The sequence below is a fragment of the Streptomyces marispadix genome (genome assembly GCF_022524345.1).
In the GTDB taxonomy this organism is placed as follows: domain Bacteria; phylum Actinomycetota; class Actinomycetes; order Streptomycetales; family Streptomycetaceae; genus Streptomyces; species Streptomyces marispadix.
This window is the reverse complement of sequence record NZ_JAKWJU010000002.1, coordinates 5823888-5841757: the sequence shown is the minus strand read 5'-3', so window position 1 is coordinate 5841757 and position 17870 is coordinate 5823888. Positions and strand designations below refer to the sequence as shown.

Genomic DNA, 17870 nt, shown 5'->3' with positions numbered 1-17870 from the left:
CCGTTTCATCCGCCCGAGTCAGGTACGCGTCATGAACGTGACCGCAGACCGCACTCGACTGATCCACGAATCGTATTCCGCGCCATCGCTCCGGCTCGCACTGAAATCGGACGGGGCCCCGGCCGGTCTTCTCGACGGTGCCTGGTGGCCGCACTCGCGCGACCTTCTGCGTGAACTCCCCGCCCTCACGGACGCGTTGGACCCCCGCCGGGGACGCATCACACGGATCTCCGTGAACCCCGCTCGCTGGCCGGTCATCCCGCGCAAGGTGCCGGTCACCGGCCATGTGGTCAAGGTCGGCTGGTTCAAGGTGGAGCAGGACCCGCACAAGGTCGTGCTGCTCTCCTACCGCATCGGCCGATGGGACCTGCTGGTGATACCGCCCGAGACGAACTCGGCCACTGCTGCCCGGCTGATGGCCGCCGCGATCGACCCCGGGGCCCGCCTCACCGCGAGCGCTCTTGTCGCAGCCGACGACACGGCTCAGGCCGCCACGGTGGAGCTGCGGACCCAGGAGGACAAGTGGGAGTCCGACGGCGGCTCCGCTCCGGTGACCGCAACCCCATCGAAGACATGCGGAGTGTGAGTGCGATGGACACCCTCGTCACCGTCGGCATCGTCCTCACGATGATCGCCGCGGGCACGCTCACCATCCGCCGGCTCAACCGCGCGCAGGCGCACAGGGCCGCGACCATGTCTCACAAGCCTCTCCGGCGCAGCGGGAAACGGCGTTCCCGTCCCGGCCTGCGTGAGGACCGCTCCGGGGAGGCGTCCTGAAGAAGTGATCACCGGCCCCCGTCGGTGCCGCAGCCGAGGCCCGTCTCTCGGCCAAGCGCAGAGCACGAACCAGCCCGCACTCCGCACGCCGGTCCGGCGCCCGCCTCGGCGGGTGCCGGACCGCGTTCCGGCGGCCCGCGGCGGCTGACCGACGCGTGGCCGGCCTCATGAGACGACGTGGCCACCCGCCGCCTCAGACCTCAGAGGCGGTCCGCCGCCACGCGTTCCGCGAGCTGTTCCAGCAGGGGGCCCGCTTGCGCCATGCAGCGGTCCTTGTCCTTCTCCAAGTCCGTGAGGGCGTAGGCACGTTCGATGCCGGCGCCCTTGAGGGCCTTGTTGTCGAGGGCCAGCCGCCCGCACACCGCCACCACGGGCTTGCCCGCCTTGCGGGCTGCCGCCGCGACGCCTGCCGGGGCCTTGCCGTGGAGGGTCTGCTCGTCGAGGGAGCCCTCTCCGGTGACGACGAGGTCGGCGCGTGCCAACGCCTGGGCGAAGCCCAGCACTTCGAGCAGTACGTCGATGCCGGGGCGGAAGGTGGCGTTGAGGCCGATGAGCGCGCCGTAGCCGATGCCGCCTGCCGCTCCCGCGCCGGGGGCCTCGGCGGTCTCCGCCGCGCGGGGCCCCACGGATTCGCCCATCACCTGCACGAAGTGGCTGAGCGCGGCGTCGAGTACCTTCACGTCCTGGTCGCCTGCGCCCTTCTGCGGGCCGTAGACGTAGGCGGCGCCCTTCGGGCCGGTGAGGGGGTTGTCGACGTCGCTGGCGAGGATCACCTCGATGTCCTTGAGCCGTTCGTCGAGGCCGGAGAGGTCGGCGGAGACCATCTCCACGAGCGGGCCGCCGCCGTGCGGAACCGGGTCGCCGTCCTCGTCGAGGAAGCGGGCGCCGAGCGCTTCGAGCATGCCCGTGCCGCCGTCGGTCGTCGCGGAGCCGCCGACGCCGAGTACGACGGTGCGGGCGCCCGCCTCGACGGCGGCGAGGAGCAGTTCGCCGGTGCCGCGCGTCGTGGCGGTCAGCGGAGCGAAGACGCCCGGCGGCATCAGTTCGAGTCCGGACGCCTCGGCCATCTCCACCACGGCCGTACCGTCGCGGAGTGCGAACGCCGCCGTCACGGGGGCGCCCAACGGCCCGGTGACCTCGGCCTCATGGCGTTCGAAGCCGGCGGCGACCGCCGCGGCCACCGTGCCGTCGCCGCCGTCGGCGACGGGCAGCGATTCCAGGTTCGCGTCGGGCCGCGCCCGCCTGATCCCGGTTGTGATCCGTTCTGCGACCTCGACGGCCGTCAGCGATCCCTTGAACTTGTCCGCGGCGATCAGTACGCGCCCCGTCGTCGTCATCGTTCTGCCCCTGGGTCTGTTTACGTTCGAACAGGCAGTCGCGCCGATGCGACCATATCCGCCACAAGGGCCCGGCCACCATGGGCTATGCAAGGTCAGAGCCCGTATGGACACCGCCGAGGGCGCGTGTGGGAGCGTCGCGCGCGGGGCGCGGGCGTGCGGTACGGCCTCAGTGCTGCTGCCGCAGCCGCCGCCACACCGCCCTTGCCGCATGATGTCCGGACATTCCGTGCACCCCGGGGCCGGGAGGAGCCGAGGAGGAGCACAGGAAGACGGCGGGGTGCGCCGTGGCGTACGGCACACGCGCGAGCTTCGGACGGATCATCAACTGGAGCCCGTCGGCGGCCCCCGCGCAGAAGTCGCCCCCTACGTAGTTGGCGTTGCGCGCGGCCAGTTGCGGCGGTCCGGCCGTCGCACGGGCCAGCACCCGGTCGCGGAACCCCGGGGCGAAGCGCTCCAGTTGGGCCTCCACCGCTTCGGTGGCGTCGCCCTCCCAGCCGTTGGGGAGGTGCCCGTATGCCCAGAAGACATGCTTGCCCTCCGGTGCCCTGCTGTCGTCGACGAGGCTCGGCTGGGCGGTGATCAGGAAGGGACGCTCGGGTGCCCGCCCCTGTACGGCGTCCTTCAGTGCGGTGTTGATCGCGCCTGCCGTAGGGCCGACGTGGACGGTGCCCGCGCGGCGTGCCGCCTCCGACGTCCACGGCACCGGGCCGTCCATCGCGTAGTCGATCTTGAAGACGCTCGGTCCGTAGCGGAACGCGTCGTAGGCGTTGCCCAGCCCGGCGATACGGGCGAGCGCGCGGGGAGAGGTGTCGAAGACGTAGGCGCGGGCGGGCGGCAGTTCGTCGAGGCGTTTGACCTCGGTGCCGGTGTGGATCTGCCCGCCCTCCGCGCGTAGATACGCGGCGAGCGCGTCGGAGATGGCCTGGGAGCCGCCGCGCGGAACGGGCCAGCCCGCCACATGGGCGGAGAGCGCGAACGTCAGGGCGGCGCCGCTCATCGCGGGCGTGGACAGCGGCGCGATGACGTGGCCGCCCATTCCGGCCATCAGGGCGCGGGCCTTCTCGTCGCGGAAGCGGACGTTGAGGAGGCTCAAGGGCTGCAACGCGGTCAGGCCGAAGCGGGCCAGCAGCAACGGGGCTTGCGGGAAGCGGCCGTTGAACCAGGAGCCCATGCCGAGGAAGTCCTCGGCGAGGGCGTCGAATCTGTCGAGGAACGGCTCGACCATGCGCCGGTACGTGCTCGCGTCACGCCCGCCGAGGGAGATCGCGGTCTCGCTGACGGAGCGGGCCAGCACGGCTGCCGTGCCGTCAGGGAAGGGGTTGGCCATGCACAGTTCGGGATGCAGCCACTGAAGTCCGTACTCCTGGAGCGGCATGCTGTTGAACGCGGGTGAGATCGCGCCCGTGGGGTGCACCGCGGAGCAGGGGTCGTGACGGAAGCCCGGAAGCGTCGACTCCTCGGTGCGCGCACCGCCCCCGACGGTCTCCTTCGCCTCGAACAGCTCGACGGAGAAGCCGCGGCGGGCCAGTTCGACCGCCGCGGTCAGCCCGTTGGGTCCTGCTCCGACGACGACCGCGTCACGGATCGATGGCACTGTCGGCTCTCCCCTCGCCTGTGAGGTCGCGCACCGTACCTGGTCAACGTCCGGCGCGCAGAAGGCCCACCATACGCCGGGCGGTTCCGGCGTCCCGCGCCGCGGTGAACGGCAGCGCGTTGCCGCCTGCGAGACGGAACGGCTTGCCGGCGACGGTGCGGCTCTCGCCGCCTGCCTCCGCGACGAGGAGCAGCCCCGCGGCGTGGTCCCAGGCGGCCTCCCAACTGAAGGCCACGGCGTCCACCAGGCCGCGCGCCACAGCGAGATACTCCAGCCCGGCCGAGCCGCACGGCCTCGGTGCGACGCCCTCGGTGCGCAGCCCCAGCAGCGAGCGCTTCTGCTCGTCCGTGGTGAAGTCCGGGTGGGAGGTGGCCACTTCGAGGACCTTGCCCTCCTCGGGCGATCCCGCCCGCAGCGCCTCGCCGTTGAGGAGCGCGCCGCCGCGGTGCCTGGCGATGGCCATCTCGTCGGGCACCGGCGCGTAGGTCCAGGAGGCGAGGAGTTCGCCGTAGCGGGCGAGTGCGACGAGGGTGCAGAAACCCTCGTGGCCGCGGACGAACTGCCGTGTGCCGTCGATCGGGTCGACGATCCACACCGGTGCGTCGCCGTGCAGGGCCTCGTAGGTGGCGGGCTTGGCGTGCACCGCCTCCTCGCCGACGACGACGGAGCCGGGCAGCAGTGCGGCCAGCTCGCGGGTGAGCATCTCCTCCGCGCGCTGATCGGCGACGGTGACGAGGTCGTGCGGGCCGCTCTTCTGCACCACTTCGTCGTCGGCGAGCTGACGCCAGCGCGGCGTCACCTCCTCGCCGACGGCCCTGCGTACGGCTCCTTCGACTGCCGTCACCAGCTCATCGTCGATCATGCGCCCATGAAAGCACGGGGCGGCGGCGGATGCGTCCAGCGGGTTCGGGCCGGCCACCCGGGCCTCCCTTCGGGCATCGGCGCGGGCATCGGCGCGGGCATCGGCGCGTGCATCGGTGCGGGCATCGGCGCGGGCGCCTCCGGCCGGGGCGCCGGTCGCCGGGCGGTGGCCGTGGCCGCCGTTCACCGGCCCACGGCGTAGCCCTGCATGCCGCGCGGGTTGGCGGCGGCGCTGAGGACCCCGGTCTCCGGATCGCGTGCGACGGCGCACAGGCGTCCCTCCGACCAGGCAGGGCCCACCTCCACGTCGTGGCCGCGCCGGCGCAGCCCCTCGGTCACCGAACGGGGCGTACGCGACTCCACGGTCACGCTGCCCGGGCGCATGGCCCGCGGATAGAAGGAGCCGGGGAAGCTGTCGGTGTGCCAGTCGGGGGCGTCGACGGCGCCCTGAAGGTCGGGCCCTCCCCGTACGTGCGGCCGCAGCACGGCGGCGAGGAAGAAGTGGAGCTGCCACTGGTCCTGCTGGTCTCCGCCCGGAGTGCCGAACGCCAGCACCGGCTCTCCGCCGCGCAGCGCCAGCGACGGGGTGAGCGTCGTGCGCGGACGGCGGCCCGGCGTAAGGGAGTTGGGCAGGCCGGGCTCCAGCCAGGTCATCTGGAGGCGGGTGCCGAGGGGGAAGCCGAGTTCGGGTATGACGGGGTTGGAGTGGAGCCAGCCGCCGCTGGGCGTGGCGCTGATCATGTTGCCCCAGCGGTCGACGACGTCGATGTGGCAGGTGTCGCCGCGGGTGGCGCCGTCGCGGGCGACGGTCGGCTCGCCCGCGCCCGCGGAGACGGCGAGGGGGTCGAAGCCGCCCTCGCCTGCCGCCACCGCTGCGGCGTGCGCGGAGATGCGGGGCTCGCGGCCGTCCGGGCTGCCGGGCCGCAGTTCGCGTGAGGCCTCCTCGCCGATGAGTGCGCGCCGCTCGTCGTTGTACGCGGCGGACAGCAGCGTCTCGACCGGTACGGCGTCGGCGCCCTCGGCGTCGCCGTACCACGCCTCACGGTCGGCCATGGCGAGCTTGGTGCCCTCGATGAGGCGGTGCACGAAGGCCGAGTCGGAGTGGGGGGAGCCGGTGGCGGCGTCGCCGAAGTGCACGTCGGCGGCGGTGACTTCGTCCGGGAGCAGCGCGAGCTGCTGGAGCAGTGCGGGGCCCTGCGACCAGGGGCCCGCCTTGCAGACCGTCCAGCCGTTCCAGTCGTAGGTGACGGGGTCTTCGTATGCGGCCTCCCAGCCGGCGAGGTCGTCGCCGGTGAGGGTGCCGGTGTGGCGCTCGCCCGAGGTGTCCATGGTGGGCCTGGCCGACGCTGCGAGCAGGGCGTCGGCTATGAAGCCCTCGCGCCAGACGCGGCGTGCGGCTTCGATGCGCTGCTCACGCCCGTGACCGGCGGTGGCGCACTCCTCCAGCAGCCGGCGCCAGGTCGCGGCGAGCGCCGGGTTCCTCAGCAGGGCGCCGGGCGCGGGTGCGCGTCCGCCGGCGAGGTACAGCGCGGCGGAGGTGGTCCACTCCGTCTCGAACAGCTCCCGTACGGTCCCCACGGTCTCGCCGACCCGTTCCACCGCCGGGTGGCCGCGCTCGGCGTAGCCGATGGCGTATCCCAGCACCCGCTCCAGCGACCGGGTGCCGTGGTCGCGCAGCAGCACCATCCACGCGTCGAACGCGCCCGGTACGGCGGCGGCCAACGGGCCCGTTCCGGGGACCAGTTCGAGGCCGAGCGAGGTGTAGTGCCCGATGCTCGCGCCGCGCGGTGCGACGCCCTGGCCGCACAGCACCTTCACGGGGCCTCCGGCGGGCGCGACGAGCGCGGGCACCTCACCGGCGGGCCCGTTGAGGTGCGGCTCGACGACGTGCAGCACGAAGCCGGCGGCGACGGCGGCGTCATAGGCGTTGCCGCCGTCCTCCAGCACGGCCATCGCCGTCTGGGAGGCGAGCCAGTGGGTGGAGGAGACCATGCCGAAGGTGCCTTGCAGGGTGGGGCGGGTCGTGAACACGGGCTGTGCGGCTCCTGATTCGGGAGGCTCGGGCGGTGCTCGGGGTCGGGCGGGCGGACGCCGGGAATCGGGTCAGGGTCACGGGGTCGGGGGTCACGGGGTCGGGGTCTGCGGGGCCGGGGTCTGCGGGGTGGTGGCTGTCGGGTGGTGGCTGTCGGGTGGTCGCTGTCGGGTGGTCGCTGCGAGCGGGGCTAGGGGGCGGTCGCCGCGGGCCGGACGCCGGACGGCGGCACCGCCGCGTCGGGGGGCAGTCCCGTCGTCCTCGACGAGGTGGCAGGCCACCGTGCGCCCGCCGTCCGAGCCGTCAGGGCCCGTGCCCGGCAGCGTGCGGTGCTCGGGTGCCTGCGTACGGCAGCGGTCGTAGGCGAGGGGACAGCGTGTGTGGAAGCGGCAGTGGTCGACAGTCTGCGTCCCTCCCCCGGCCTTGGGGAAGACGGGCCCGGTCAGGTCGCCCTCCAGAACGATCCGCTGCCGCGCCCGCTGCGCCGGCGGATCGGGTACGGGCACCGCGGAGAGCAGGGCCTGCGTGTACGGGTGCTTCGGCACCGCGAACAGCTCGGCGGCCGGGGCGACTTCGACGATCTCGCCGAGGTACATCACGGCGATGCGGTCGCCGAGGTCCTTCTCCAGCACGATGCGGTCGCCCGCCACCCGCTGCTTGAAGCGGAACGGCCCGACGCACGAGGGCTGCGCGGCGAAGTCCTTGCCGTACCTCTTCAGTGCGCGCGGCGACATCACCATCCCGGAGCGGTCGGCGAGCGCGCCCAGCAGCGGCTCGTAGGGCTCCTTCAGGCGCGGTTCGACCTTGTCGCCGCCGACGGCCTCGATGCTCTGGACCGGTTCGAGTTCGCCGGCGCGTGCCGACTCGGGCAGATCGCGGTGACGGCGCGGCGAGGTCTCGACGGCCTTCGCGTCCAGCGGCGTGCCGTCGCTGAAGCGGGCGCCCTTGCGGACCTCGATGACCACCTTGCGGCCGCCGTCGCTCACCTCGGGCATTTTCCCGGCCAGTTGGGGCCGTATGTGGTTGCGTGCGTCGGTGTCGTAGAGCTTCTGGCACATCGCTGCCAAGACGCTGCGCCCCACGAGAGTGCTGCCGAGGCTCGGATCGAGCTTGTCGGGATCGGACTTGAACGCCACTGTGAGCGAGCCGCCGTCGCGCATGGGCCGCTCGTCGGTCATCCGCACTCCGCCCACCTCGGTCGCCGACGTCGTCAGCGACGCGCAGCCGGTCCCGCCCAGCGCGAGTACGGCCGTGGGCAGCGCCGCAGAACGGAACGCGGCACCCGAGGAACCTCGTACGCGAAGGCGCAAGGCTGCCCACCTTTGAAGCCGAACGACCGGGACGCGGGCGACTGTATGTCGTATACATTCCGCGTGACTAGTCCCCGGCGGGGCCTTCTGGACGGAGCGTCGGGCGGGTCGTGCCGTCGGCGGCCGTGCGGGCCGTGAACATCCGGCGCTGCGCCGGGACTTACCGGTGAAGCGACCGGCCGACGCGCGTGCCGCGGGCAGACCCGGCGGACCGCAGGCGACGTGCGGCTTGCCGGTCCCTCGGGCACGACTGCGTGCCCGAGGGACCGGCGTTCATCGCCGCGGCTCGGGACCTCTGTGCGTGCAGCGGCCCGAGGGTGGGACCTCCGCTGATCTCCCGGAGGTCAGGAGCCGGCCGGGAGCTTGCCCTCCGTGATGAACCATTCGCGGCTGATCGGCGGGAAGTTGATCCGCTTCGACGGACGGTCTCCGATGACCACGAACGGAAGCTGGGCGAAGAGGGAACTCTCCAGGGTCAGACCGCCGAAGAGCTTCCACGAACCGCTCCCCTCGGCGGGCGCTCCCTGCCCCTGCTCGGCGAACTGGGCGGTGGCCCGCAGATAGGGGCCGAAGAACGCCTCCACGCCCACCGTGTCGTACAGGCTCAGGTTCGCCTCGGGGCCGAGCAGCGTTCGCAGCTCGCCCTGACCGGAGACGTCGGCCTTGCCGCCCGGGAGAGCCGAGCCGTCGGCGTGCGAGTCGGACTCCCAGCCCGTGTCCTTTGCGTAGCGCGTGCCGACCTTCACCGACCCGGTCACGTCCTGGTCCACGTCCACCTGGAGGCGGCCGTCCGCGCGGGTCTTGAGGACGAGCGTCAGCTTCACGGTGACGACGACCGGCACCGGACCGACCATGATCACGGGGTGTGCGGTCATCTCGGCGAGGGGAAGGCGGTCCGCGGCGCGGGGTTCCACGACGCCCTTGACGCGCCAGCCGGCCTTGTAGTCGCCTCCGATTCCGAGGGACGCGGTCGCCTCGGCCGGGTCGGCCGAGCCGTGCCCGTCGTAGGAGAAGTCGACCTTCGGTGAGATCTCCAGATAGCCGCCGACCTCGGCCGGGGGCTCGGGTTCCTGGTCGTCTCCGGAGTCGGGCAGCCGGGTGCCGAAGTCGAAGTGCAGGTCCCCGACGTCGGCCTCGCGTCCGGCCTTCCCCGAAGTGTCCGATGCGCCGCGGGAGTTCTTCGACGGGCCCCGGGTCACATCGAGGCCCTCGACCATCGGGTCGACCTTCCACTCCGAGGACGGCACGGGCACCTTCCCGTCGGCCTCGGCGCCGCCGAAGACCTCCGTCAGGTCGGCGCGGGAGGTGCGGAGTTCGGCCTTGCCGCCGTCGGTGGAGCCCACGTCCTCGACCTTGACGAGCGCGCCCGCGGGAGCGGCCTTCGTGGGCGGACTGGCGATCACATCGCCCTCGCGGACGTCGATGGCGCCGGCCTCGCCGCCGCGGTCCTTCCGGCTGAGAACGGCGCGGCCCTCCTCGGCGTCGTACGAGGAGAGCGTGACGTCGGTCTTCTTCAGGGTGTTGGGGCCGCCGCGGTCCGCTGGGCGGTTGATCCTCGCCGAGTCGGAATCACCGGCTCTGACGGAGAGTTCGTGTCTTCGGCCGTCGTCCGCCGAACCGTTCGGGGCTGACGCTTCGGTGCCCTCCTTGGCCGTGGTGCCCGCGGCGTGGGGAACCACGCTCCCGGCGACCAGCAGACCGGATATGCAGATCGCGGCAAGATAGGCGCGGCTAGTAACACGCTTCACGTGGAACCTCTTCGCTCGCGCGGGCGCAGGGCCCGTGGGGGGTGGGACCGGCAAAAGCTACTACCGGGTCACCCGCCTTCCAAGGCTTCCGGCGCACACCTGTCCCGATGCGAGCATTTCCCGCGGACAAACCGGACCGCGGGGTCGGCCCGTGGACGTTCGCCGAGCGCACAGAGGCGGAACGCCGTACGGCGGAACGGTCACGAGGAGCCAGGACAACAACTCCCGTTCTCCCCCGGCGGCTTCGACGGCTGCCTTGATCGGCTCGCCGAACCCGGCGGCCTCCCTGCGGGGCCTTCAGCGCGGAGCCGACGACCGCCCCGGCGGCCCGGTGCTTCCCGTGCGTGTGCCGCACTACCCTTGACGGGCATGACCGCCTCCCCCGAGCCCGCGCCCCGCCCCTCCGCCGAGCCCGCGCCGGAGACGCCGGGCGCCTCCTCGCCCCGTGGCCCGCTCGTCGCGATCCTCAGCGGTGCCGGGATCTCCACGGACTCCGGCATCCCCGACTACCGCGGCCCGCAAGGGCTTTGGCGCAGCGATCCGGAGGCGGAGAAGCTCGTCACCTACGACTACTACATGAACGACCCGGACATCCGCCGCAGGTCATGGCAGATGCGGCGCACCAGCCCCACCTGGAAGGCACGGCCCAACGCCGCGCACGAGGCCGTCGCGGAGCTGGAGAGGTCCGGCAGGCCGGTGCGCGTCATCACACAGAACGTCGACGGACTCCACCAGCTCGCGGGCCTGCCCGACCGCAAGGTGCTGGAACTGCACGGCAGTTCACGATCCGTGGTCTGTACGCGGTGCGAGGCCGGGGGCCCGATGGCGGAGGCGCTGGAGCGGGTCGAGGCGGGCGAGGAGGATCCGGCCTGTCTGGAGTGCGGGGGCATCCTGAAGTCGGCGACGGTGATGTTCGGACAGGCCCTCGATCCGGACGTGCTGGGCCGGGCGGTCGCCGTGGCGAAGGCGTGCGACGTCTTCGTGGCGGTGGGTACGTCGCTACAGGTGCAGCCCGCGGCGTCGCTCGCGGGGATCGCCGTGGAGCACGGCGCGCGTCTCGTCATCGTCAACGCCGAGCCCACGCCGTATGACGAGTTGGCGTCCGAGGTCGTGCGGGAACCGATCGGCGAGGCGCTGCCCGCGCTGCTGGAGCGGCTGCACACGGACTGAACGCCGCCGGGTGGGGACCGGGACCAGACGAGGCGCTGACGTAAGGGAGTTGGGGTGGGAGACCGGGCGGCGCCATGTGCCCGGACGGAGCGACTGTCCGCAGCCGGCGCCCCGTTCGCGCCCCGCGCCTCTTCCGTTCGCCTGGTGCCTCTTCCGTTCGCTGGCCTCGGCGCCCCCGTATCACTCCCCGCTGTCATTCCCCGGCTTCGAACCGTATGTGCCACACGTCGCCCTCGCGGTGCGCCCGTGCGGGCAGTTCGTGCGTACGGAGAGCGCCGAGGGCCCGCCAGCGGCGGATCAGGCCGGTGAGCGATTCGAGGGCGGGCGAGTCCGCGTCGTCGGCGATGAGGTCGAAACCCGTGACCAGCGCGGCGTGTTGCGCGCCGTCCGGTCCGGTGAGACCGATGCCGACGCCCGTGCCCTGGTCGAGGGTCGCTTCGAGCAGCCCGTCGGGGGCGGTGGCCATGAGCCAGTTCTTCAAGTGGTGCCAGTCGCCGCCCGTCACGGGAGCGGCCTCGATGTGCGGGGCGGAGGTGAGCGCGGCGCACAGTGCGGCGGCGGTGGCGGGGTCGTGGGCGCCGAGGAGGGTCAGTGAGCACTGCGGCCGTTCGGGGTCGGAGGCGCGTGTGACGGCGTCCCCGCCGACGTCCGCCCACCCTTCAGGGACGGTCATCGGCATGTATCCGCCCTGGTGGACGGTGACTTGGTACGGGTCGTGCCGTTCGTCGGGGCCGGTGCCGGTGCCGGTACCGGGGCCGGGGCCGGGGCCGGGGCCGGGGCCGGGGCCGGGGCCGGGGCCGGGGCCGGGGCCGGGGCCGGGGCCGGTGGCACGGGCGGTGATACGGGCGATGGCATGGCCGCCGGGCAGGCCGCTGATGCGTACACCGCACAACAGCACGCCGCCCGGCTTGAGTTGGCGCAGCCAGACGTCAGGTACGGCGGGCGGGGTGACGCCCGCGAGTATGCGGTCGTAGGGCGCACAAGGAGGGTGGCCGGGGAGCCCGTCGCCCACGACGACACCCACCCGGTGGGCGTGCTCGCCGTAGAGGGTCTTGGCACGCGCGGCCAGCCGCGGATCGATCTCGACGGCGGTCACCTGCCCGCCGGGACCGGCCAGTCGGGCGAGCAGCGCTGCGGAGAGTCCCGAACCGAGGCCGACGTCCAGGACGTTCGCTCCCGGTGGGACGTCGAGCATGTGCAGATGGCGGTAGGTGACGTCGGGGGGCGTGCAGGGGCGTACGGCACGGCCGTCCACGCCGAGGAACCGCTCCGCGGGCACGGCGGCGATGGCGCTGTCGAGCGCGGACGGTGAGACGTCGGGCATCGCGTGATCCTGGTGACTTCGCGGGAGACAGGCGACGAAGCGCAGCCTATTGGGCTTGAGGGGATGGGGGGGCGGCGCAGCCGGAAAGCCGGAGGACGAGGAAGCCGGGAGGCCGGGGGAAGCTGAGGACCGGGGCGGACCAGGGGGACCAGGGAATCGGGACGCCCCCCGGCTCACCCCCCGGCTCACTCTCGGCTCACCCCCGCTCACCCGTACGGGGCCGCCCGCCGGGCCGCTCCCGTGAACAGGCAGCACGCTGACCGGAAGGACCGTCCACCGGCCCGCCCCCGCAACGGGCCGTCCGCGGGGGCGGGACCGGGTCCGGGTTTGTGCCCGACGGGAGCGAAAGGCGCGGTACATGGGTGACCGGCGTGCTTGGGTGGCCGAGCTGCTGTCCGCCGTGGAGATCGAGCGGCCGGTGAGATCGGTGGCCGTGCTCGCGCGGATACTCCAGCGGGAGTTCCAGGCGGTCGACGTGTCCTTCCTGATCACGGACCTCGGCGGCAAGGCCGTCGTCCGGCTGACCGGGGACAACGTCGCGAGCGGGGACGGGCCGAAGCCGCTGGCGCTCGCCGGGACCGTCTACGGGCACGTGGTCCGCTCGCAGCGGCCCTGGATCGGGTCCCTGGAATTCGAAGCGGTCGACGCCATGGGCGTCCTGTCGCATGGACCCGCGCAGCAGTCGGAGCCGCACTCCGGGCTGACCAAGGTCATCGCACCGGTCACCCACCGCGGTGACGCCATCGGGCTGCTGGAGCTGACGCTGCCAGAGCCGCCCGACCGCGCACAGCTCGACCACATGACCGAGGCCGCACACGCCCTCGCCTATGTCGTGATCGTCAACAGGCGCTTCACCGACCTCTACGAGTGGGGGCGGCGCACCACTCCGATGTCGCTGGCCTCCGAGATACAGCATCAGCTGCTGCCGGAGTCGTACACGTGCGAGGCGGGCCCGGTCACCCTCGCCGGTTCGCTGGAGCCCGCCGCGCAGGTCGGCGGTGACACGTTCGACTACGCGCTGGGCGAGAACGGCATCACCGTGTCCCTCACCGATGCCATGGGCCACGACGTACGGGCGGCGCAGCTCGCCACGGTGGTGGTCGCCGCGCTGCGCAACGCCCGCCGCACGGGCCAGGGCCTGATCGACCAGGCCAGGGCGGCCAACCAGGCCGTCGTGGAGCACGCCGTGCAGGAGCACGACGCCGTGACCGAACAGACCGAGCAGGTGCGCGGCGCGCTGGCCGAGCACGGTGCGCAGGCCATGGTCACCGGGCAGCTCATGTGGATCGGCTTCGATACCGGGGAGAACGCCTTCGTCAACGCCGGGCACCAGTTTCCGCTGCGGCTGCGCGACGGCAGAGCGGAACAGCTCACCCCGCTCGTGGACATCCCCTTCGGAATCCTTCCGGAGTCCGGTTATCGCCTTCAGAGCCTCGATCTGCGCCCCGGCGACCGGCTCCTCCTGCTCACCGACGGCATGCTGGAGCCGACGCAGGAGGACCGCAGTCTGCGCCGCCTGCTGGAGGCGACCGCCTCCGAGCACCCTCGTGAGGCGGTGCAGGCGTTCACCCGTTCCGTACTGGCCGACCAGGGCCACGATCCGCGCGACGACGCGACGGCGCTCTGCCTGGACTTCAAGAACTCCTCGTAAGCCGCGGCCGGTTGACGGCCCGTCCGGGCGCGGCGCGGGGCCGTCCCCCGGAGCGGACCCGCCTGGCGGGCCGCCCGCCGCTCCTCCTACGATGCTGGTCATCACGGGGAGGGGTGGTTTCGTGGCACAGCGTCCCGGACGTCTGGAGTCCGGCATCGGCTGGGTCATCAGGAACCTGGACGTCGTCATCGCCGTAGGGCTCGGCCTGACGATCGGGTTCCTCGACGTCTTCGGAGAGGTCGTCAGCGAGGACGTCTCGTCGGGGGCGACGCTGCTGGTGCTCGGCGCGCTCGCGGTGGGTTCCATGACCGAGCGTGTGCGCCGCCGTTCGGACATCCAGGAGGTGTCGGCGGACACCCGCCGCGCCCTTGAGGATCTGGCGATGGTGCGCTCCCTGTCGGGCAGCGAGGTCGGCGAGGCGCTGAGCAAGGCACGGGAGCAGACCAACCGCTGGTACTTCAAGGGCGGTACGGGCACCTATCTGCGTGCGGTGACGCTGCCGCGCTGTGTCGAGGCGGCGACCCGGCAGCGCACGCCGCTCAGCATCAAGATCGACATCATCAACCCCGGCAGCGAGAAGACCTGTTCGGACTACGCGCGCTTCCGGCAGACCTTCGCACGGCAGCGCAACACCGAGGCGGCCAACGCCTGGACGACGACCCGTACCCGCAAGGAGTCGTATGCGACGGTGCTGGCCGCCTGCTGGTACAGGCAGCGGCTGGACACCCTGGAGATCAGCGTCCACCTCTCCTCCGGCGTGCCGACTCTCCGCTTCGACCTGTCCGAATCCTGCCTTGTCATCACGCAGGACGACCCCAATCGCGTCAACCTGCTCGTCGCCCGTGACCAGCCGCTCTACGACTACTACGTCACCGAGCTGCACCAGAGCAGGGAGCAGGCCGAGCGGCTCGACCTGCATGCGCTGCCGCCGCTGAGCGACGAGCCGACCGTCGACGAAGTACGGGCGGTTTTCGACCATTTGAGCCTTCCGCTCCCCTCCGTCTTCACCGACGGGGACGTCGGCGAGATCATTGACAAGGCGCTCCACGCCGACGACCCCTACCGGAGGTGACCCCCGCCGCCGCCATGGACTACGACGAGCTCGAAGACGCACTGCGCAGCGGAGGGCCCACGACGGCCGCGCCGCGCGAGGCCGTCGCCGGCGTACTCGGTGAGATCGCCTCCGGCGAGCGGGAGTTGCGTGCGGTGCTGCATCCGCTGGGATTCCTGTGTCTGCCCGTGGTGCGGGAGGGCGGACGCGGAGTGTGCGTCCATCTCTTCGACGGGGCGGCGACGGCCGGGCGGCGGCCCGCGGAGTCCGGTGTGCACGCCCACAGTTGGGAACTGCTCAGCCACGTTCTCTACGGGCACGTCTCCAACGTGCCGGTGCGGGTGGCCGATCCGGCACCCGCGCCCGCGCCCGGCCCCACCCACCGTGTCTTCGAGGTGCACAGCACCCCGGACGGCACCGACGAACTGCGGCCCACCCGGCGTCTCGTACGCAGTGAGCCGGGTCCCGAGGAGACCAGCGGCGGCGGTGAGACGTACACGCTGGCGGCGGGAGAGTTCCACTCGACCGTCGTCAAGCGGGGCGAGCCCGCCGCCACCCTGGTGCTGGGCAGGACGCTGCCGGGACGCACCGATCTCTTCCTCGGACCGCTGGAAGGCGGCGGTCACCGCACTGTGCGGCGGCTCTGCGGGGCAGAAGACACCCGAAGGACCGTGCGGGCGGCGCTGAGGAGGGTCCATGCAGGAAGACCGGAGTGAGACGGGCGGGGCGGAACGGGCGGGCGAGACCACCGGCGGGCGGTCCGGCGAACGAGCAGGCGCACAGGCCGAGTCGAGCACCGGCGAGCAGCCCGGCACACGCGGCGACGCGGACGGCGACGGGCACACCGGCACGCCCGGAGGCGCCGCCCCGGACGCCGGTTCGTACTCCTACGAGCAGAAGGTGGCCGTCGAGGCCGCCGAGGAGGCCGGTGCGCTGCTGCGCGCCGGATTCCGGCAGGCGCACACCGTACGCAGCAAGGGCGACGGCGGCGACGTCGTCACCGATCTGGATCTGGCGGCGGAGAAGGTCGTACTCGACCGGCTGCGCACGCACTTCCCGCACGAGCGCATCGTCTCCGAGGAGGCCGGGCTGCTCGACGCGCAGGGCAGCCGTACATGGCTGGTCGACCCGCTGGACGGCAGCAACAACGTCGCGATAGGGCTCACCGCCTACGCGGTCGGGATCGCCCTGTGCGTGGACGGCTCGCCCGTCGTAGGCGTGGTGCACGAGCCGGTGACGGGACGTACGTGGCGCGCCGCCCTCGGGCAGGGCACGTGGTGCGGTTCGGCGCGACTGGAGGGCCCCTGCGGGCGGCTTCCGCGCTCGGGGCCCGTACTGGCGTGGACGCAGGGCCATGCGGTGAGCCGCGGCGATGCCCGTGCGCTGGCGCTGCGCGGCACGCTGGAGCTGCACTCGCGGCGCGTACTCCAGCTCTGGGCACCGCTGTTGGGCTGGACGATGCTGGCGAGCGGCACCATCGACGGGTACGTCGGCTACCGGGCGGAGGGCATCGACTTCCCGGCCGGGGCGCTGCTGGCGGCCGAAGCGGGCGTGGAATTCCGTACGTTGGCGGGCGGCGCGTTCCAAGTGGGCTTCGACGGGCCGGACTCGGGGCGCAGTTTCGTCGCGGCACGCGGGGAGACGCTTCCGCATCTGGTGGACCTCGTCTCCGCGGCGGCGCCCTGAGACGGCGGGCACGCGGGCCGGGCTCGCATGGAACGCCCCGGCCGAACGCCGTCAGACGAGGGCGAGTTGGACGGTCGCCGCCAGCGTCGCCGTCACGGCGAGCACGAGGCCCGTCGCCATGAAGCGCCGCAGCGGGATGCGCGTGCCGTGCGTGCGGCAGCGCTCGAACCACAGCAGGGTCGCCAGTGACGCCCAAGGGGTCACCAGCGGGCCGACGTTGGTGCCGATGAGCAGCGCGAGCAGCTGGTGCTTGTTCTCGACGGGCACGGCCGCCTCTCCCGCGAGGTAGGCGGGGAGGTTGTTGAGCACGTTGGACAGGCCCGCGCCGACGCCCGCCGAGCGGAGCATGCCGAGCAGTCCGCCGTCGGAGCCGACGGCCGCGGTGAGCACGTCGTGCAGGCCGTTGGCGTTGACCGTCTCCACGACGAGGAACATCCCGGGCACCAGCATCATCAGCCGCCATGGGATGAGCGACAGCCGCAGCTCCGATCTCCGCCTGAGCGCGAACACTCCGACGACGACGAGCGCCGCAGCCGTGGAAGCCCACCACAGCGGCATGTCGGCGACGAGGATCGCCACCAGGAACCCCACGCACGCGAGCGCGCAAACCCGGAAGACCACGGGGTCGGCTGGGCGCAGCGGCTGCGGGGGTATGTAGCTCTCCGAGCCGCGCCTCCCGCGCCGCCAGTAGAAGCCCCACAGGCACGCCATCGTCACCAGGATCGAGGCGAGTTGGGGCAGCCACATGGTGGCCGCCATCTCGACGGGCGACAGCGCGACACGGTCGGCCGCGAGCAGATTGGTCAGGTTGGAGACGGGCAGCAGCAGGCTCGCGGTGTTCGCCAGCCACACGGTCGTCATGGCAAGCGGCACGGCCGCGATGCCCACACGGGTGGAGAGGGCGAGCATCACGGGAGTGAGCAGCACGGCCGTGGTGTCGAGGTTGAGCGTGATCGTGGTGACGGACGCGAAGAGCACGCACAGCCCGAACAGCAGCGGATAGCTGCCCTTGCCGGTGCGCGCGACCCATGCGGCGACGGCGTCGAACACCTGGGCCCTGCCGGTGAGTTCGGCGAGGACGATGGCCGTGGCGAGGAAGACGAGCAGCGGCCCGATGCGGGTCATCGCGTCCCCGGCGGGACCCGTGGGCAGCAGTCCGGTGGCCACCAGCAGGAGCCCGCAGACGAGCAGCCCGGCGGCCAGCCAGTCCAGCGGATGCACACTCTTCACGATTCGCACGTCCGACAGAATCGCACACACGATGTGAGGGGCAGGTCGCTGCCTGTCGTACCCGAGATGCCCGTCCTGTGCCGCGGAACCTACGAT

At 72.4% G+C, this 17870-nt stretch carries 16 protein-coding genes; 8 read left to right on the top strand and 8 right to left on the bottom strand.

The genetic code is table 11. From position 1 onward, the window contains the following. Positions 1 to 31: 31 nt before the first annotated feature. A complete protein-coding gene (locus tag MMA15_RS24295) occupies positions 32 to 586 on the top strand; it encodes a DUF5994 family protein (RefSeq protein WP_241062306.1) in 555 nt (184 codons plus the stop codon). Between the two features lie 5 nt (positions 587 to 591). Next, positions 592 to 777: a hypothetical protein gene (locus tag MMA15_RS24290; protein WP_241062305.1), complete on the top strand. Its 186-nt coding sequence runs from the start codon at positions 592 to 594 to the stop codon at positions 775 to 777. 200 nt (positions 778 to 977) lie between these two features. Here MMA15_RS24290 and MMA15_RS24285 read toward each other — a convergent pair whose 3' ends face one another. The 3 genes from MMA15_RS24285 to MMA15_RS24275 all read right to left on the bottom strand — a co-directional run bounded on the left by MMA15_RS24285 (position 978) and on the right by MMA15_RS24275 (position 4573). Beyond that, entirely contained in the window at positions 978 to 2114 is a 1137-nt protein-coding gene (locus MMA15_RS24285; RefSeq protein WP_241062304.1) for a glycerate kinase, read from the bottom strand. Positions 2115 to 2283: 169 nt separating this feature from the next. After that, complete coding sequence (locus tag MMA15_RS24280) at positions 2284 to 3711, bottom strand: phytoene desaturase family protein (protein WP_241062303.1); 1428 nt, start codon at positions 3709 to 3711, stop codon at positions 2284 to 2286. A gap of 43 nt (positions 3712 to 3754) precedes the next feature. Continuing rightward, complete coding sequence (locus tag MMA15_RS24275) at positions 3755 to 4573, bottom strand: inositol monophosphatase family protein (RefSeq protein ID WP_241062302.1); 819 nt, start codon at positions 4571 to 4573, stop codon at positions 3755 to 3757. 6 nt (positions 4574 to 4579) lie between these two features. Here MMA15_RS24275 and MMA15_RS24270 point away from each other — a divergent pair, with 6 nt between their 5' ends. Next, positions 4580 to 4774, top strand: a complete 195-nt coding sequence (locus tag MMA15_RS24270; protein WP_241062301.1) for a hypothetical protein — start codon at positions 4580 to 4582, stop codon at positions 4772 to 4774. Here MMA15_RS24270 and MMA15_RS24265 read toward each other — a convergent pair. From MMA15_RS24265 to MMA15_RS24250, 3 genes are all read right to left on the bottom strand, one after another. Further along, positions 4756 to 6603 carry a gamma-glutamyltransferase family protein gene (locus MMA15_RS24265; RefSeq protein ID WP_241062300.1) on the bottom strand — a complete coding sequence of 616 codons (1848 nt, stop codon included), beginning with the start codon at positions 6601 to 6603 and terminating at the stop codon, positions 4756 to 4758. The two genes, MMA15_RS24270 and MMA15_RS24265, sit on opposite strands and share 19 nt — an antisense overlap. Positions 6604 to 6696: 93 nt before the next feature. Then, positions 6697 to 7914 carry an oligopeptide/dipeptide ABC transporter ATP-binding protein gene (locus MMA15_RS28065; RefSeq protein ID WP_277400526.1) on the bottom strand — a complete coding sequence of 406 codons (1218 nt, stop codon included), beginning with the start codon at positions 7912 to 7914 and terminating at the stop codon, positions 6697 to 6699. 344 nt (positions 7915 to 8258) lie between these two features. Further along, positions 8259 to 9662: a hypothetical protein gene (locus tag MMA15_RS24250; protein WP_241062299.1), complete on the bottom strand. Its 1404-nt coding sequence runs from the start codon at positions 9660 to 9662 to the stop codon at positions 8259 to 8261. 369 nt (positions 9663 to 10031) lie between these two features. Here MMA15_RS24250 and MMA15_RS24245 point away from each other — a divergent pair, with 369 nt between their 5' ends. Next, positions 10032 to 10832: an SIR2 family NAD-dependent protein deacylase gene (locus MMA15_RS24245; RefSeq protein WP_241062298.1), complete on the top strand. Its 801-nt coding sequence runs from the start codon at positions 10032 to 10034 to the stop codon at positions 10830 to 10832. 193 nt (positions 10833 to 11025) lie between these two features. On the opposite strand, the gene MMA15_RS24240 is transcribed toward MMA15_RS24245, so the two are convergent. Continuing rightward, on the bottom strand, positions 11026 to 12156 hold the full coding sequence (locus MMA15_RS24240; protein WP_241062297.1) for a methyltransferase domain-containing protein: 1131 nt from the start codon (positions 12154 to 12156) through the stop codon (positions 11026 to 11028). A gap of 358 nt (positions 12157 to 12514) precedes the next feature. On the opposite strand from MMA15_RS24240, the gene MMA15_RS24235 reads away from it, so the two are divergent. The 4 genes from MMA15_RS24235 (at position 12515) to MMA15_RS24220 (ending at position 16544) form a co-directional block, all read left to right on the top strand. Next, positions 12515 to 13807, top strand: a complete 1293-nt coding sequence (locus MMA15_RS24235; protein WP_241062296.1) for a PP2C family protein-serine/threonine phosphatase — start codon at positions 12515 to 12517, stop codon at positions 13805 to 13807. Positions 13808 to 13928: 121 nt separating this feature from the next. Continuing rightward, the gene (locus MMA15_RS24230; protein WP_241062295.1) at positions 13929 to 14879 is read left to right on the top strand and encodes a hypothetical protein; all 951 of its coding nucleotides are present in this window, start codon (positions 13929 to 13931) and stop codon (positions 14877 to 14879) included. Continuing rightward, positions 14876 to 15574, top strand: a complete 699-nt coding sequence (locus tag MMA15_RS24225) for a hypothetical protein (protein WP_241062294.1) — start codon at positions 14876 to 14878, stop codon at positions 15572 to 15574. The genes MMA15_RS24230 and MMA15_RS24225 overlap by 4 nt, the downstream gene beginning before the upstream one ends. After that, on the top strand, positions 15555 to 16544 hold the full coding sequence (locus MMA15_RS24220; protein ID WP_241062293.1) for an inositol monophosphatase family protein: 990 nt from the start codon (positions 15555 to 15557) through the stop codon (positions 16542 to 16544). Before MMA15_RS24225 ends, MMA15_RS24220 begins: the two co-directional genes overlap by 20 nt. A 51-nt stretch (positions 16545 to 16595) precedes the next feature. On the opposite strand, the gene MMA15_RS24215 is transcribed toward MMA15_RS24220, so the two are convergent. Then, positions 16596 to 17783: an SLC13 family permease gene (locus MMA15_RS24215; protein WP_241062292.1), complete on the bottom strand. Its 1188-nt coding sequence runs from the start codon at positions 17781 to 17783 to the stop codon at positions 16596 to 16598. Positions 17784 to 17870 lie beyond the last annotated feature (87 nt).

Bases quoted from the DNA above. Each gene is read 5' to 3' on its own strand.
- MMA15_RS24295 (WP_241062306.1), top strand. From the start codon at position 32: ATGAACGTGACCGCAGACCGCACTCGACTGATCCACGAATCGTATTCC.
- MMA15_RS24290 (WP_241062305.1), top strand. From the start codon at position 592: ATGGACACCCTCGTCACCGTCGGCATCGTCCTCACGATGATCGCCGCG.
- MMA15_RS24285 (WP_241062304.1), bottom strand. From the start codon at position 2,114: ATGACGACGACGGGGCGCGTACTGATCGCCGCGGACAAGTTCAAGGGA.
- MMA15_RS24275 (WP_241062302.1), bottom strand. From the start codon at position 4,573: ATGATCGACGATGAGCTGGTGACGGCAGTCGAAGGAGCCGTACGCAGG.
- MMA15_RS24270 (WP_241062301.1), top strand. From the start codon at position 4,580: ATGAAAGCACGGGGCGGCGGCGGATGCGTCCAGCGGGTTCGGGCCGGC.
- MMA15_RS24245 (WP_241062298.1), top strand. From the start codon at position 10,032: ATGACCGCCTCCCCCGAGCCCGCGCCCCGCCCCTCCGCCGAGCCCGCG.
- MMA15_RS24240 (WP_241062297.1), bottom strand. From the start codon at position 12,156: ATGCCCGACGTCTCACCGTCCGCGCTCGACAGCGCCATCGCCGCCGTG.
- MMA15_RS24235 (WP_241062296.1), top strand. From the start codon at position 12,515: ATGGGTGACCGGCGTGCTTGGGTGGCCGAGCTGCTGTCCGCCGTGGAG.
- MMA15_RS24220 (WP_241062293.1), top strand. From the start codon at position 15,555: ATGCAGGAAGACCGGAGTGAGACGGGCGGGGCGGAACGGGCGGGCGAG.